Origin of the sequence: Arthrobacter pullicola, from assembly GCF_014836875.1 — a bacterium.
GTDB lineage: Bacteria > Actinomycetota > Actinomycetes > Actinomycetales > Micrococcaceae > Arthrobacter_B > Arthrobacter_B pullicola.
Genome location: NZ_JACSQC010000001.1, coordinates 242,764 through 258,220 on the forward strand (window position 1 = coordinate 242,764; position 15,457 = coordinate 258,220).

Annotated in this window: 12 protein-coding genes; 4 read left to right on the forward strand and 8 right to left on the reverse strand. The window is 61.4% G+C overall.

The genetic code is table 11. The annotated features are described in order from the left end of the window. The first annotated feature begins 1 nt into the window (after position 1). From rsmG to H9638_RS01210, 3 genes are all read left to right on the forward strand, one after another. Complete coding sequence (rsmG, locus tag H9638_RS01200) at positions 2 to 631, forward strand: 16S rRNA (guanine(527)-N(7))-methyltransferase RsmG (protein WP_191745360.1); 630 nt, start codon at positions 2 to 4, stop codon at positions 629 to 631. Between the two features lie 106 nt (positions 632 to 737). Continuing rightward, a complete protein-coding gene (locus H9638_RS01205; RefSeq protein WP_318241738.1) occupies positions 738 to 1,874 on the forward strand; it encodes a ParA family protein in 1,137 nt (378 codons plus the stop codon). 101 nt (positions 1,875 to 1,975) lie between these two features. Then, complete coding sequence (locus H9638_RS01210; protein ID WP_191745361.1) at positions 1,976 to 3,316, forward strand: ParB/RepB/Spo0J family partition protein; 1,341 nt, start codon at positions 1,976 to 1,978, stop codon at positions 3,314 to 3,316. Positions 3,317 to 6,996: 3,680 nt separating this feature from the next. Here H9638_RS01210 and H9638_RS01215 read toward each other — a convergent pair. From H9638_RS01215 to H9638_RS01235, 5 genes are read right to left on the reverse strand one after another with little or no spacing between them, the layout of a single operon-like run. Further along, positions 6,997 to 8,004, reverse strand: a complete 1,008-nt coding sequence (locus H9638_RS01215; RefSeq protein WP_318241739.1) for an ABC transporter substrate-binding protein — start codon at positions 8,002 to 8,004, stop codon at positions 6,997 to 6,999. Next, positions 8,001 to 8,870, reverse strand: a complete 870-nt coding sequence (locus H9638_RS01220; protein WP_191745362.1) for an ABC transporter permease — start codon at positions 8,868 to 8,870, stop codon at positions 8,001 to 8,003. Before H9638_RS01220 ends, H9638_RS01215 begins: the two co-directional genes overlap by 4 nt. A gap of 1 nt (position 8,871) precedes the next feature. Continuing rightward, complete coding sequence (locus tag H9638_RS01225; RefSeq protein WP_191745363.1) at positions 8,872 to 9,663, reverse strand: ABC transporter ATP-binding protein; 792 nt, start codon at positions 9,661 to 9,663, stop codon at positions 8,872 to 8,874. After that, the gene (locus H9638_RS01230) at positions 9,660 to 10,523 is read right to left on the reverse strand and encodes an NAD-dependent epimerase/dehydratase family protein (RefSeq protein WP_191745364.1); all 864 of its coding nucleotides are present in this window, start codon (positions 10,521 to 10,523) and stop codon (positions 9,660 to 9,662) included. Before H9638_RS01230 ends, H9638_RS01225 begins: the two co-directional genes overlap by 4 nt. Beyond that, positions 10,520 to 11,779, reverse strand: coding sequence for an FAD-dependent oxidoreductase (locus H9638_RS01235; protein WP_191745365.1), 1,260 nt, complete (start codon positions 11,777 to 11,779; stop codon positions 10,520 to 10,522). The genes H9638_RS01230 and H9638_RS01235 overlap by 4 nt, the downstream gene beginning before the upstream one ends. 139 nt (positions 11,780 to 11,918) lie before the next feature. On the opposite strand from H9638_RS01235, the gene H9638_RS01240 reads away from it, so the two are divergent. After that, positions 11,919 to 12,830, forward strand: coding sequence for a LysR family transcriptional regulator (locus tag H9638_RS01240; protein WP_191745366.1), 912 nt, complete (start codon positions 11,919 to 11,921; stop codon positions 12,828 to 12,830). On the opposite strand, the gene H9638_RS01245 is transcribed toward H9638_RS01240, so the two are convergent. Genes H9638_RS01245 through trxB form a run of 3 tightly spaced genes read right to left on the reverse strand, consistent with a single transcriptional unit; the run spans position 12,827 to position 15,408 of the window. Further along, positions 12,827 to 14,020 (reverse strand): peptidoglycan-binding protein, encoded by a 1,194-nt coding sequence (locus tag H9638_RS01245; protein WP_191745367.1) that lies wholly within the window; start codon positions 14,018 to 14,020, stop codon positions 12,827 to 12,829. The genes H9638_RS01240 and H9638_RS01245 overlap by 4 nt on opposite strands. Positions 14,021 to 14,025: 5 nt before the next feature. Then, a complete protein-coding gene (trxA, locus tag H9638_RS01250) occupies positions 14,026 to 14,352 on the reverse strand; it encodes a thioredoxin (protein WP_066300427.1) in 327 nt (108 codons plus the stop codon). Positions 14,353 to 14,373: 21 nt separating this feature from the next. Further along, the gene (gene trxB / locus H9638_RS01255; protein ID WP_318241740.1) at positions 14,374 to 15,408 is read right to left on the reverse strand and encodes a thioredoxin-disulfide reductase; all 1,035 of its coding nucleotides are present in this window, start codon (positions 15,406 to 15,408) and stop codon (positions 14,374 to 14,376) included. Positions 15,409 to 15,457: the final 49 nt, after the last annotated feature.

The window sequence follows — 15,457 nt, forward strand, 5'->3', positions numbered from 1 at the left end:
CGTGGTTGAAATTACGCCTGCCGAGCATGCTGCAGCGGTCAGGGTATTCGGTTCCCGGCTGCCGCTGGCTGAGCGCTATGTGGAGCACCTGGCCACATCCGGCATGGAACGAGGGCTGCTGGGCCCGCGCGAAGTTCCTCGCCTGTGGAGCCGGCACGTGTTGAACTGTGCCGTTGTCGCTGATCTGATTCCGGACTCAAGCAAGGTGGCCGACGTCGGTTCCGGTGCCGGCCTTCCGGGGCTCTGCCTGGCGATCGCCCGGCCGGATCTGCACATGACGCTGATCGAGCCACTGGAGCGCCGGGTCACCTGGCTCAACGAGGTTGTTGAAGACCTGGGGATGGACAACGTAAAGGTCATCCGCGGACGCGCCGAACAGGTGGTCGGGAAGGTCACGGTCGACGTCGTCACGGCGCGGGCCGTTTCGGCCCTGTCCGGTCTTGCCGGGCTGACCATTCCGCTGCTGCAGGGCCGCGGCGAGGTGCTGGCCATCAAGGGCCGCAGCGCTGCAGAAGAGATCGAAAAGGCCGCCAAGCAGATCCGCAAGCTCGGTGGGAAGGAAACCTCAGTTGTGACGGCTGGGGAGGACGTGCTGGAAGAACACACCACGGTCGTCCGGATCGTGGTTTAGGAACTCAACGCGTTGTGTACATACCCCGGTCGATCCGGGGTTTTGGCGGGGCAGCCGATAGGCTGGTGGCAGTAATGCCTTATGTTGTGAAAGTGAGCATGTCCAGGTGAGTGTGCGCGATTCTGCCGCAAAACGAATTCCCCCCTTTGCTGCGCTGGGTTCTGCCTTCTCATCCACGTTTTCAAGGAATCAACCCGAAAAAGTTGCAGAACCACAGCCGCCCTTGCCTGTTTCACGTGAAACAGGACATGCTGTTGCAACATTGTCTGCCGGCGCATCCCATGTGCCTGTTTCCGAGACCAGCGAAGGTGGTGTAGCCGGCCAGGCGGTCGTTCCGTCCGAGTCGGTAGACGTTATGGACCTGATGGATGAAAGCACCCCACTGGCCCGCGAGCTTGCCAGTGAAAACCGGCGCCGCGAACGGCTCCGCGGACGCGTACTTCCGCGTCCGGCCGAAACCCGCGTTATGACGGTCAGCAACCAGAAGGGCGGCGTGGGTAAAACCACCACCACCGTTAATCTTGCGGCTGCCCTGGCATCGGCCGGATTGAACGTGCTGGTTATCGACATTGACCCGCAGGGAAATGCCTCGACCGCCCTTGGCATCGACCACCGCGCAGAGGTTGAGAGCATCTACGATGTGCTCATTGATGATCTGCCGCTGGGCAGGGTGGTTGCCCAGTGCCCGGACATCCAGAATCTGATCTGCGCGCCTGCAACGATCCACCTGGCCGGAGCAGAAATTGAACTTGTCTCGTTGGTTGCCCGGGAGCAGCGCCTCCGCCGAGCCATTGACGTGTACGCAGCTGAACGCAAAAAAGCCGGGGAAGAACGCCTGGACTACATCTTCATCGACTGCCCGCCGAGCCTTGGTCTGCTGACCGTCAACGCCTTTGTGGCTGCGAAGGAAGTCCTGATTCCCATCCAGTGTGAGTACTACGCGCTTGAGGGCCTCAGCCAGCTGCTGAAGAACATTGAGATGATCCAGAAGCACCTGAACGCCGATTTGGTTGTTTCCACCATCCTGCTCACCATGTACGACGGGCGCACCAACCTGGCCGCACAGGTAGCTGCCGAGGTCCGTGAACACTTTCCCCAGCAGGTTCTGTCTGCTGTAGTGCCGCGCTCCGTGCGTATCTCTGAGGCTCCCAGCTACCAGCAGACGGTGATGACGTACGACCCGTCCTCCACAGGCGCCCTGTCCTACCTCGAGGCCGCGGCTGAGATCGCCCAGCGTTCTTAGACACCCCCTCAGGGTTGCCGGGGGATCCTGCCGGCGAACCGTAGAATACTCTCACAATCAATCCATGCCGCTTGCTGTGTGCATAAGGGAAGGACTTACCCATGACCGAGAAGCGTCGGGGTTTGGGCCGGGGTCTGGGCGCGTTGATTCCCAGTACGGCTTCTGAGACAACTGAAACCGCGCAGGAATCACGATCCGGCAGGCCCGTAGATCTGTTCTTCGCCGCGGCGAGCGATGAGGTGGCTCCCGGACGTGCAGGCGGCAGCCGACGCGGAGCGGGCATCAATAAGGATGCGCTCCGGGCACCCGTGCCGAAAAAGACTTCAGCACGCTCAGCAGCAGGCCGCTCGTCCACTGCGCGGGCCAAGGCCGCTGAAGCTGCCGAAGCGCCCGGCGCCGCAGGAGGATCCTCTGCGCCGTCCAAGGAGGCAGCGGAGGCCCCCAAGAAGCCCGTGAAGCGGCCTGCTGCGGCATCCCAGCAGCGGCCGCCCTCCCAGCCCGCGGCAGAGCCGTCTGAGCCCTCAGAGGAAACACCGGCACCGGTGGAACCGGCGCCCAGCGAGGTACTTCCAGCGTCAGAAGCCTCCGCAAATGATGTTTCACGTGAAACGCTTCTGGAAGTGCCCGGCGCACGGTTTGCCGAACTGCCGATTGATTCCATTCACCCCAACCGCAAACAGCCGCGCAGTGTCTTCGACGAAGAAGACATGTCAGAGCTGGTGCACTCCATCCGGGAAATCGGCGTCCTGCAGCCCATCGTGGTCCGCCCGTCTGCCGAGGGCGATCCTGAGCACCCCTATGAACTCGTTATGGGTGAGCGCCGTTGGCGTGCCAGCCGCGAGGCCGGCCTTGATTTCGTTCCGGCAATTGTCCGCTCCACCCAGGACGTGGACCTGCTCCGAGACGCGCTTCTGGAGAACCTGCACCGGAGTCAACTGAATCCGCTAGAAGAAGCTGCTGCATATCAGCAGTTGCTGGATGACTTTGAATGCTCGCACGAGGAACTGGCCGAGCGGATTGGACGCTCGCGTCCACAGATATCCAACACTCTCCGGTTGATGAAGCTTCCCCCACTCGTGCAGCGTCGTTTGGCAGCCGGCGTCTTGTCAGCTGGCCACGCCCGCGCGCTCCTGGGACTCAATGACCCTGCGGAAATGGAGAAGCTGGCGCAGAAAATCGTCGCTGAGGGCATGTCTGTTCGGGCGACCGAGGAGGTCGTTTCGCTTTCCGACGGTCTCCGCCGCCCCGCGAAGGAGGCTAAGCCGAAGGTGGGTGCCCGACATGAGCGCCTGGACTATTTCGCCAATTCCCTCTCGGATCGCCTTGATACCAGCGTGAAGATCACTTTGGGAGCCCGGAAGGGCAAGGTAAGCATCGAATTTGCGAGCGTTGAAGACCTGAACCGGATCATGGGAGTTTTGAATCCTGCACCTACGGAGTAATCCGTTCCGGAAAGGCCGCCTGTTTCACGTGAAACAGGCGGCCTTTCTGCTTCTTGACACTCCGGAGCTTAGCTGGGCACCTCTGTGTGCAGAGATGTCGAGCGGGTCGTAAGACCATGTCGGTCCTGGGTGCGATCGGTTTCTGTCCACTAATGACCAGATTTTGCCATTCGAATCCCACTGGAAGGCAACCAGAATTTCTCTGGAAGTGGATTCAGTACTCCCGTACGTCAGTACCTTCTGTCGTTTCACGTGAAACATGGACGCGACTTGCCACTGGGGGGCATGGTTGTTGGGCTCAGCTGAATGTGGTTCTTGCGCGGGGATGTGCTGGGCTCGGCACACCACGTTCTGTATGCATTGCAGGTCCGGTGCGGATCTCAAGCCATAGTGTTGGGCACGTCCCACTAGTGCTCGTGCTTGAAGGACGCGTTCCTGGCCAGATGACCGTGTGGTCATGGCTGGAGCACACGGACGGTCCGAAGTCAGCGGATGCACAACCGAAAGAAGCTTCATTTGCTCGGAGGCGGAGGCGATGGGGGGCGAGGGGCATGCGAGGGGGCCAAAGAATAAGAACGAGAATAAGAAGCGGGAAGCAATCAGCCGTGGTGCCGTTGGGAAGGGATCATGGTGCTGGCGTGTTTAGCTTTAACGTAGACAATGAGCTCATCTTGCTGGCCAGCCGCTGACTTACGTCTTGCATCCAAGCCCCCCAGGTCTCGGCCGCTTAGCCCCGCTCGCCGGCAGCACTTCGATTACCGATAATAGGGTTCATTCGGGTTCAGTGTGATGGTCACTGGTCTGTCTACTCATGTGTTTCGATGCACTGTTTCACGTGAAACCTGATCCCAACCACTCACGAAAGGGACAGGACTATGCGGATACGTAGAGGTTAGCGGTACCTGAGTCAGCGCCGACTCTGGGAACGAAAATGAGCGCTTGCCTTAGAAGCGGAGTGTTCCGTGCATCCACCCATAATGATAGATAAACACCGAACATTAATGAAAGACGCTTGTCGTGAACTCTGTGGGTGCCAGGTAGCCCCCTCGGGAGGGAAAACCTTCACACAGCTGCCGCGTATGAGATTTCAGCCAATAGATAGAGGGTCGGCAAAAAGCCGAGGTCCTGATGGCGAGTCCCGCTCGGGGCTATCTCCCCAATTTTGCGGCCTGAATGACAGCACTGTGCCGTTCCGTTTCACGTGAAACACGCATCCTCCGGTGCTGGTGCGGCGTAGTGCAGGGCGTAGTACAGCACGGCCGGCCTGACCTGATTGACTGTGCGCGACCTTGGGAACGGGAGCAGCGGATCACCAGATTCCACAGGGTTCTCAGCGCAGTAGACGCCCAGGCACTTGTCTATAAAAGCTCAACTCATTGTGTCGCGCGTAAATAGAGTTGTTGGCGTTGCGGTTCAATGAACAGCCATCAGCGACGTGACGCATTCACCTTGATGGGGAGGGCTCACCGTTCACACAAGGTGCCCCCGGACCAGTCACCGCTTGCCTGGTCCACAGTGCCCTCTTGAGGGTCCCGGGTGGGTACCGTCTAGGCATACTCCTGCGGTTCGCCGCCTACGGTTTCTGTTTTTCGGCACCATGATTTAGTTCTGTGGCTTCGCTGAGCAGGGCAGGGCAGAGATATGCAGAGCAGAGATAAGCAGGGGCCGAGCAGAGTTAAGCAGGGCCGAGCAGAGATAAGCAGGGCCGAGCAGAGGTGAGCAAGGCCGAGCAGTGCTCAGCTGGGGCGCCGCTTTGGCTCAAGGGGCGGGGCGTCGTCCTCTGGGCATGAGGATTTGCCCTCGGTTTCACGTGAAACATTGTCGTGCTGGGTTCAGGCCCCTTCCCGTGGACCGGAACTAGCCACCTAAGGCCGGGTGCTACAACCCCGCGCTGACAAACTCGTCAAGGTCGCTGTCCTTCTACTTCAAATTCGCCGGAACCGGAATCCATTTCAAGGAAGGTTCGCGGTTTACTCGCTGCGGACGTTCGTTGTCGAAGGGCCCTGAATTCGATCCCCATTTGCTGACCACCACACGTAACACTCAGGTGGAAGCGCAGAGTCTCACTGAGCGGGCACAGGTTTCACGTGAAACACCTTGTAGCAGCATCGCAGTTTCTAGGGGCCATGCACTGTCAAAGTGGGATGGAAACGGTGATCGACTTGATACTGAGAGGAGGCCAAGAGGCCAGGAGGCGAGGAGGTGGCCGGCTTGGAGGTAGGGGGCATGCGGTGAGGGTGATACCAGTTGGTAGTCCCCTCTGACTTCCGTGATCCCCGGCGGGCACCGGTGGGGCGTCGTCCTCACGACTGGCGAGGCGTTGGGATGCTGCGGACGCTTATCTCCGCGTCAGGCGCGAAGGAGTCTCTGAAACGGCGGATTCGGCATAAGCCATTACCTTGCGGTGGGCACTCTTGAGATAGGTGTTGGATTCCCCCGGGGGAAATGGTCGGGTTGATCTCATGGGTAACCAACCAGGATCAGCCCCGTGTTTGGGATCAGCCTACGCATGGGCTCCTTGCCGGCCAGCTCATGACCAGCAGTGTGCATGCCAAGGTTCTGCGTAACAGCGGGGGGAAGGTGACCAGGGGTATGGAGGTCCTTTGTGGTCCCAGCCTCATTGCAGGTGGTTCCCCGGGCGGAGTGCATCGGGGGAAGTGTTTCCGTACCGGCCGCCCCAGGTCTATCGGATAGTGGCGAAAGGGGTTGCCGTCATGGTCCGGCGCAAGCATCCCTATTCACTCGCTCTGCCAGGCTGGGGGCCCGGGCGGACACGCTGAAATTTGATCACGGTGGCAGCCGCGCACCCCACGCCGCGACATGCAAGGACATGCCCACGCATTATCAACGCTGTCCGCTGCGCCGGCGAAACATCACACAAAAAGCGTGCGAATACCGGCAGTCGTTGTGAGAGTGCCTCGGGTGCGGACGGCGAGCAGTAGGAGAGGGGGCAGCGAAGATCGGACTGTTCCGCGGCCCAGGCTGCCCATCGCCACAGAGGGCGGATTCCGTGAACGGCTGTGCCCAATCAAAAGCGCTGTGGTTTCACGTGAAACCACAGCGTGCGACAGCAGGCTATTTACGCCGGGATGCGACCATAGCCGAAGGTGTTTCCGTAGCTAACTGGTTGCCTACCTGAAAGTGAACGGAGACTCCGCGCGGTGCGGGAACGTCCTTCAGGCAGGTCCGCGGATATGGCGATGACTCGGCAGGCCAATCCTGCAAGGCTCTGCTCGCCTGGTGGGTTGGCCGGTGGCACGGAATGGACAGTGCTGTGGTCGATGGAGGTGTGGGCTGCGCGGTTATTGGTGCCGAGTCCGAATACTCCGTACTGACCACACGTTCCCCGATGACCAGACCGGTAGGCGGATCAGATGATTTCTATTTGTTGTCCGCGCGCAGCGGTTTCGATCAACCGATGGTAACGCCAGGTTTCCATTGAAGTTGGCTTGTTCGCTGGTGCTCACGCCAAGGACCAGTGCGAATGCCTCATAGAGGCCGGCGCCGCGGGTCGCCGGGGATCAGACCACTCCGCAGCAGATCAGTGATCGGCACGAAGTTGTGTTCATGAGCGACACCAAAAGCTGTTGCTCATGCATTGGGGCGTGGTGGTTTTCCGGATGAAACGCAAAGAGGGCGGGTCCCCGAATGGAAACCCGCCCTCTGAACTGGAAGGTCAGCTACTTCGCGTTCTCCGAGAAGCTGGAATCGACATAACTGTCCTGCTCAATCGGATCTGAGTACTCGATCGCACCGGAAGCCATCCACACTTCCTCCATCTTGGCCAGCTGCTCAGGGAGGGGCGCCAGGTTGGGGAGCCAGGTGTACAGCGGGACGGCCTTAACTTCCTCGGCAGTCTGTCCGGTGGCGTCACCGATGATCTTCAGATTTTCGTCCGAGTAGCGGGCCTCACCCTGGAGGTCCTTGGCCGCGCGCGCAACGGCATTAAAGAACTTCTGAGCATTGTCGGTGCCTGCGAAGTGCCCGCCGAAGATCATTCCGGTACCGGATGTACCTGCCGGGGGAACACTGAGCTGAACAGCCGTCCCGTCGCTGATGGCCAGCGAAGAGAAGGGAGCGGAGATCAAGCCTGCATCGAGGCTGCCGTTGGCAATGGCCGTAGGCATATCCGGGTTGCCGAGGTTGACGACTTCGACGTCGTTGATGCTCAGGCCTGCTTCCTCCAAGGCCAGGGCCAGGAGGAACGCCCCGGTTCCGCCGGCACCGCCGGCAGCGCCGACCTTCCGGTCACGCAGATCTTCGACTCCGCTGATCTGGTTGTCATCGGCCAATGCCTTCGAAACGACCAGGCTGGTGGGGCTCTCCTCAGTGTTGCCGTCTGCAACACCCATCGAGCCTACAACCTTGATGTCGAGGCCTGTTTCGATGGCGCTGAACATACCAGCCGAGAAACCTGCGGCTACGACGTCGAGCTTGCCGCTGGAAGCCAAAGGAATGGCATCCTGGCCGGACTTAACGGTCTCCAGGGTCACTTCCAGGCCCTCGTCTTCGAAGTATCCCTTGGCATCGGCAACGTAGATGGGAGCAAAAATCGGCAGCTGCACGATGCCGACGCTCACTCCTGTCATTTCGGGTCCCTCGGCCTCCGCGCCAGATTCGGCGCTGCATCCGGTTGTCACGAGGGCTGCCAGCACCATTGCGGCAGAAACTTTCAGTCTGATTTTCACTTCTTATCCTTCTTTTTTGATCCATTGGAATATTTCCAGGGAAGTACTGCCCGCTCGAGAAGAAGCACCATTGCTGTCACCAGCGCGCCGACGAGGGAAACAACAATCAGCCCGACGTACATCTTTGCGGGCTGGAAAAGCTGCCAGGAATTCCAGATGAGGTAACCGAGGCCGTCGTTCGACGCCACGAACTCCACAGCGGTAATAACGATCACGGACATTCCAGCGGCGACTCTGAGACCGGTGATAATCGCCGGTGTGGCCCCGGGGAGCAGCACATGCCTGAACAACTTAAATCCGGTGGCCTTGTAGGCACGGGCAGCTTCCAGGACACGCGCATCGATCTGGACAATGCCGGCAAGGGTGTTGATTTGGATGACGAAAAATACCGAAATGGCAACGCTGAGCACCTTGGGGGTTTCGGTGAGGCCGAAGATGAGCAGCAGCAGCGGAAGAATCGCGATCTTGGGCAGGGCGTAGAGGGCCGTGAAGGTCGGACCGAGTGCGGCGCGCAGGGGCCGCCAGACTCCCATCAGGAGACCGACGGCGATGCCTGCCACAGCGCCGCACGCGAACCCAACGCTCAGCCGGGCCACGGTGGCTCCTGTGTGCTTCCAGAGTTCGTTGCTTTCCATCATGCTCCATGCCTGCACCGCGATCTGCGTCGGCGGGGTAAACAGGCGTGCGTCGACGGTGCCGCTGCGGGCCAGCAGCTCCCAGAGGGCGAGAAGCAGGACCGGGGTAAGGATGGAGAGGGAGAGGTCCCGGAAACGGAGTCGTTGTTTCCGGGAGAACTCACGCCGAATGGCACCCTGAAGCTCGGCGTCGGCCGGGGCTTTGGTTTGGTTGCGGATCGTTGTTGTCATGTTAGGAGTACCTCAGGGATGCTTGGACTTCGTCGCGCAATGAATCCCAGATATCCTGCTTCATTGACGCGAACTCAGGGCTTGCTTCGATCTGCATGCTGCGGGGGCGTCCGAACGGAACGTCAATGATTTCCTTGACCCGGCCGGGGCGGGCGGACATCATAACGATCTGGTCGCCCAGCAGGAGCGCTTCTTCAATTGAGTGGGTGACAAGCACAACCGTCTTGCGCTCCAGCTCCCATAGCTTCACCAGCTGTTCCTGCATCAGCATCCGTGTCTGTGCATCGAGGGCACCCAGCGGCTCGTCCATCAGCAGCGCGGGGGATCCGGTGGCGAACGCGCGGGCAATGGCAATGCGCTGGCGCATACCGCCGGACAGCTGATGCGGATAGGAATTTTCGAACCCGGTCAACCCGGCCTCGGCAATCCAGTGCCGGGCGTGCTCCTCGCGTTCACGTCGTCCGACGCCTGCCATATGCTCGCCGAACGCGACGTTCTGCAGGACATTGAACCAGGGAAACACGCCGTGTTCCTGAAACACGAACGCTGACGTTGGAACCTTGTCTGCTCGAAGGCTTGTGGAAATGTGGCCGGAAGTGGCTGTTTCCAGGTCTCCCAGAATGCGAAGAAGGGTTGACTTTCCGCAGCCGGAGGGACCCACGATGCAAGTGAAGGATCCCTCCTTCAGCTTTAGATTGATGTCATCGAGGGCATGGACTCCGGTGGAACCGGGGAATACCTTGTGTACGGAGTTGACCTCGAAGGCATAGTCCGTCGAAGTTTCTGGGGTCATCTTGTTTCCTGAGTGTCGGTGGACTGTGAAGGTTGGCGGGGTGGAAGCGGGGAGCAGAAGATCCCTCCAATGAACCGCTGGTCCCATTCGGAGGGCTGCAGGTTTTCCTGAGCAGCTGGGCCGATCAGGCCTGGAGCCCAGAGCTCGGCGTCGTCAACCGGTTCGTAGCCGATTGCGGAGCCGCCGGCAGCGGACAGGTAGCCGCGGGTGTTCGCCGAGACCCCCCAAATGATGCGGTACCCGCTTGAGGGCTTGTCCAAGGCATGGAGGAACAGGCTTCCTGCATCTGCAGGTGAGAGCCAGGTGCTCAGCATCCTGGCATCCCGGGGCTGTTCAAAACGCGATGCAATGCGCAGACAGGTTACGTCCATGCCGTGACGGTCATGGTAGTAGCTGCCCAGCGCCTCCAATGCAGCTTTGGAGACACCATAGAAGGTATTGGGGCGCACCGGAGTCTCGTCGGGGACTGTTGTGCCGTCGGCGGGGACGGGAGTAAAGCCAACGGCGTGAATCGAACTTGCCAGCACGGCTTTGGTGATGCCTTGCAGCCGCGCGCTTTCAAGCACCGCCTGGGTACCGTCTATGTTGGCCCGGAGGATCCGGTCCCAGTCGTCTTCCAGCGGTATACCAGCGAGGTGGATTAGCGCGTCACATCCTGACAACGCGGTGCTGAGGGCAGCGCGGTCATTAACGTCGCAGATCGCCCAGTCAGCGCCGAAATCTTGCAGGGGACGGACCCGGTCGATGCACCGCAGCTCTATCCCTGCTTCCTGCAGCGCCGGGATGATGTCGGACGCAAGGGAACCGGCGGCTCCGGTCAGTGCGACCCGCTGGGGCAGCTGAATCCAGGGACCACTCACAGCAGTGCCCCCTGGCCGACGAGGGCTTCCTGCAGCTGCAGGACATCAACTGTGCTGTCCCGGACGTAGAGGGCCGCGGCGAGCCCGGCAGCCTGGCCGGTGGCAAAGGATGTGCCCATGACACGGAGAGAAGCGAACGCCCGGTTGTCGGAGCTGACCAGGCGTCCGGCGGCCCATAGATTTGTCACGTCGGAGGACGCCAGGGCGCCGTAGGGAATGTGGTACCAGCTCTTCCCCGCAATCCGGTGGTAGGAAGTGGATCCTGCTACGGCGTGATCCTCCATGGGCCAGCCGCAGCGGGCAATTGCATCCTCGGGGCGTCGCCGCGCTCCGCTCACGTCAGCGGCCCGCACCGTTTCCTGTCCCAGAAGCCGGCGGCCCTCGCGGATTCCCAGTTGGGGACCCGTGGCTGCCAGGTAGGCATCCCGCCAGCCAGGCAGGAAGGATACGAAGGCGTCAAGGTAGGCGTGGCACAGAGCCCTGGCCCGGCTCTCCGCACCGCTGAGCTGCTGGACATCCAGTACGTCTATGTGTTCGTCAGCCAGGAGCAGCATCAATTCGCGGGAGAGGGGTAGCCGTACACAGGTACCGTTGCTGCGGCCGAGTTCCACACCCGTCCGGGCGGCGTAGTGGGCCAGTGCCTCATCCATAGCGGAAGGCGACGTCTCGGCGTCTTCCGCTACCCCGCCAACCCTCATCACAAGAGTGCTGGCCTGACGCTGGTCAGTCGGTGAGAGATGATGGCCGGCGCCCGCGGCGGCCAGGAGCGCCCCGTCGCCGCTGCAGTCGACGAACGCCTTGGCCGTGAGCTCCAGATTCCCGCCACGGTGGGAGATCAGGACGCTTTCGATTCCGGTGGGACCGCGGCGTGCGGAGTGGAGTGTGCTGTGGAACAGGACGTCGATGCCGGCCGAGGCCACGAGCTTGTCCAGGATCAGCTTGGTGGTTTCGAGGTCAAGGAGGACGACCGTGTTGCCGGAGTTGCTAAAGGTTTCCCGGCGGTAGAGATCATGGCGGTGGAGTTCTTGGAGGAACTCGTCGCCGAAGCCGTAGACCACCTGCTCACCCTGCTGGTCGTAGAAACCGCAGTACGCGAGAACCGAGCTGTTCGTGGCCGCTCCGCCGAGGAACCCGTACTGTTCAACAAGACAAACCGCAGCGCCACTGCGTGCTGCGCTGACGGCCGCAGCCACGCCAGCCGCTCCGCCTCCTACAACGACAACGTCATAAGCTGTACGGCCCGGAGTATGGGGCATGGAGATATTTCCTTAAAGCTTGGAATTGATAACCCTGCCAGAAAATACATCGGCAGAATTTCATTCTCGTTGTGATGGGCGTCATAATTCAAATGCCTAATAAGCTTTTCAGTCATTACCATCAGGCATGGGAGCAGCAATGGAGTTCAGGCAGATCGAGTATTTTGTCCGGGCAGCGTCAACGGGGTCGGTGAGCAGTGCTGCCGCAGAGCTTCACATGACCCAGCCAGCGCTGAGCCGGCAGATTGCCGAGCTGGAGCGGGAAATCGGGAACCGGCTTTTTGTCCGGACGGCCAAGGGGGTCACAATGACGGAGGCTGGTGAAGCGCTCTATAGCCATGCGCATCAGCTGATTGGTCATATGGAGAAAATTCCCGAGATCGTTCGGGTTGCGGCATCGGGAAACCGCGTTCTGCGGATCGGAGCCCCTCCGGGGTTGCCACACGACTGGTTCCGACGGATATCCGCCCGGGTCCGTGCGGCAGACCAGAGGGTGCAGCTGTCTCTATTCGAGGCCAGCAGCGATGAGCAGCGCAGGCTCCTGCGGAACGGCGCACTGGATGTGGGCCTCCTGCACGCCCGCCCGCGTGAGGGGCACGCCAAGCACGTCCTGACGCAGCCGCTGGGGGCCGTCCTTCCTCCTGGTTCCCCCCTTGCCGGGCGCAAAAGCCTCAGCTTGGCAGACCTGGACACCCTCACAGTCATGGCACACGCCGTCGGCGAGATCAAGGCCCAGGAGGTCAAGCTGCGTGCGGCCGCGGACGCCGCGGGAATTAGGGCACGCTGGGTCTTCAGGCGGTTCAGCCATCACGCGCTGCTGATCGCGGATCTCGCATCCGCTGATGCCGCCCTGACTACTCAGGCGTCAGCGGCGATCAATTTCCCTGACTGGCCCTGGGTTCCGCTGGATGCCTTGGATGAAGAAGGCATGGAGATGCTTGTGCGCACCTGGGTGACCTGGCCTTCCGCAGTCCAATCCGGTCCCGTTGAGGTATTAGTCCAGGCGATGATGGAGGAAGCAGAAAACCCACGGTCAGTCCATCGGCCCTAAAGCCCGGACACCCGGCGGGTGTCTGCGCCAGGATTGAAACGGCTGACGTCGTCGAGGGCCAGGGTGCCGGTCGGCTGGTCTTCTTCTTCCAGCAGGTACAGCCGCTGGATCGCGATGACGATGGAATCGGCGACGGTCTGCCGGAACACAGGATCGGCCAGACGGTGCGCGTCGTGGAAGTTGCTGAGGTAGCCCAGGTCGATTCCCACTGAGGGGATGCCGGGCAGCTTCAAGGTGTCCCAGGTCCGGGCGTGGATGCCGAGACTGCTCATGTCCGTCCGGGCTGCCAGTTCCTTGATCATCAGGATGGCTGCGCGCTGGCCAATGGGGGAGCGGGGCTCTCCGGAGGAGGGAAGGCCCCAGTAATAGGCGGCAATGCCGGAGGCCGCCGGCTGGTCCAGCCAGTCGCAGTGAATATTGACGTTCAGGCTCGGCAACTTGTCCACCGGGTCGTGGCCGTTCACTTCGGCATCGTAGGCAACTACCTCGGCGCCGAACTCGTTGAGAATGCGTTCCACCCGGGCGCTGACATCGGCGGCGACCAGCAGCTCGGTGAGTGGCTGCCCGGTCAGACGTTCCGTGACGTGGGCCGATGGGATTTCTGAGCGGCCGATGTTCAGGGTGATGGTCCGTCCGCGCAGGGCTGCCGTGGAACGGTCCAGCCGCTCGTAATCGCGCAGCGCAAAGGCCTGGCTGGGGGAGAGTGCCCGGTTGACCCGCAGCATGGCCGTCATCGTATCGGCGTCGCACACCCCGGTCCCGGGGATCCCAAGGTTCAGCTGCAGCTCGGCGACGGCGTAGCGGGTGCGGACACCGAATTCGCCGTCAATGTGACCGTAGTAGAAACCCAGATGGGATAGATGACGCTGCAGTTCCGCGACGTCGTCGCCCCGCACGGAAGGCTCATCTTCGGCATAGGCCAGGGCACGGTCGCCGAACCGGAACTGGGCTTCGGCGAGGGCGCGCTGGGTATCCGGACCGGCGACGCCGTCGACGATCAGCCCGCGGCTCTGCTGGAACGCGCGGACCGCCGCATCGACGTGATCGTCGAAGACGGTGGGGTCATGAACGGCGTCCGGGGAGAGATAGGACATGGAAATGCCGGCGCGCAGCAGTGCTTCGCGAAGCGTCACTACGCGCCGGCTGGAATCCAGTCTCCGCAGACTTTCGTCCGCCGAGTGCATGGTCATGAAACCTACTTCAGGAAGGCCGCGAATTCCTGCTCGAGGACCTGCTTCGGCTTCGCACCGATCGACGTGGCAGCAACCTCACCGCCCTTGAAGACGTACACGGCAGGAATGGACGTGATGCCGTACTTGGCGGCGATCGCCGGGTTGTCGTCAACGTTGACCTTGACCACGTCGACCTTCTCCGCGTATTCGGCGGCGATGTCATCGAGGATCGGGGAGAGCATCCGGCACGGACCGCACCACTCAGCCCAGAAGTCCACAATGACCGGCTTGTCTGCGGCCAGCACATCGGTGCTGAACGAGGAATCCGTTACGTCCTTGGCATTGCTCATGGTTTTACTCCTTGTGGATCTCTAGACGGCGGCGTTTTCGGAAACAGTTTCCGACGCCGGGGTGGGAACGGTGGCAGCAGTGGCGGCTGAACCCAGGTCTGCCAGGTAATGCTCGACGTCGAGCGCAGCGGCGCAGCCTGATCCGGCTGCCGTAATGGCCTGGCGGTAGGTCGGGTCAATAACGTCGCCGGCTGCGAATACGCCGGGGAGGGAGGTCTTGGAGGTGCGTCCCTGGACGGCGATGGTGCCGGCTTCGGTCAGCTCCAGCTGGCCACGGACCAGGTCGATGCGCGGATCGTTGCCGATCGCGACGAAGATGCCGGTGACTTCGAGGTCCGACTCCGACCCGTCGACGGTGTTGCGCAGCCGCAGCCCGGTGGCCTTCTCAGCCCCATGGATCCCTACGACCTCAGAATCCCAGACGAAGCGGATCTTCTCATTGGCCAGTGCGCGGTCCTGCATGATCTTGGAGGCGCGCAGCGTGCTGCGGCGGTGCACCACGGTGACCGAATCAGCGAACTTAGTAAGGAACAGCGCCTCTTCCAGTGCAGAGTCGCCGCCGCCGATGACGGCAATGTTCTGGCCCTTGAAGAAGAAACCATCGCAGGTGGCGCACCAGCTGACGCCGCGGCCGGAAAGCCGCTTCTCATCCTCGAGGCCCAGTTCACGGTAGGCGGATCCGGTGGAGATGATGACGGCGCGGGCCAGGAAGGTCTCCCCGGTGCCGATGGTGACCTTCTTGACCTCTCCGGTGAGGTCGACGGAGGTGACATCCTCGAACAGGATCTCGGTGCCGAAACGGGCGGCCTGCTTCTCGAGGTTGGCCATGAGATCCGGGCCCATAATTCCTTCGGGGAAGCCCGGGAAGTTCTCCACGTCAGTGGTGTTCATCAGTTCACCGCCGGCAGTGACGGAGCTGGCGATCAGCAGGGGCTTCAGGTTGGCACGCGCGGTGTAGACGGCGGCGGTGTAACCGGACGGCCCGGAGCCAACGATGATGACGTCCCGGATTTCGGGTGCGGAACCTGTGGCGTCGGAGAGAATTTCGGTGCTCACGTGCTGTGAACCTCTTTCTTTGGAGAACGGGCGGGACCCGGTGATGGAA

Coding starts and splice junctions, on each gene's coding strand:
- H9638_RS01210 (WP_191745361.1), top strand. CDS start 1,976: ATGACCGAGAAGCGTCGGGGTTTGGGCCGGGGTCTGGGCGCGTTGATT.
- H9638_RS01220 (WP_191745362.1), bottom strand. CDS start 8,870: ATGACAACAACGATCCGCAACCAAACCAAAGCCCCGGCCGACGCCGAG.
- H9638_RS01225 (WP_191745363.1), bottom strand. CDS start 9,663: ATGACCCCAGAAACTTCGACGGACTATGCCTTCGAGGTCAACTCCGTA.
- H9638_RS01235 (WP_191745365.1), bottom strand. CDS start 11,779: ATGCCCCATACTCCGGGCCGTACAGCTTATGACGTTGTCGTTGTAGGA.
- H9638_RS01240 (WP_191745366.1), top strand. CDS start 11,919: ATGGAGTTCAGGCAGATCGAGTATTTTGTCCGGGCAGCGTCAACGGGG.
- H9638_RS01245 (WP_191745367.1), bottom strand. CDS start 14,020: ATGACCATGCACTCGGCGGACGAAAGTCTGCGGAGACTGGATTCCAGC.
- trxA (WP_066300427.1), bottom strand. CDS start 14,352: ATGAGCAATGCCAAGGACGTAACGGATTCCTCGTTCAGCACCGATGTG.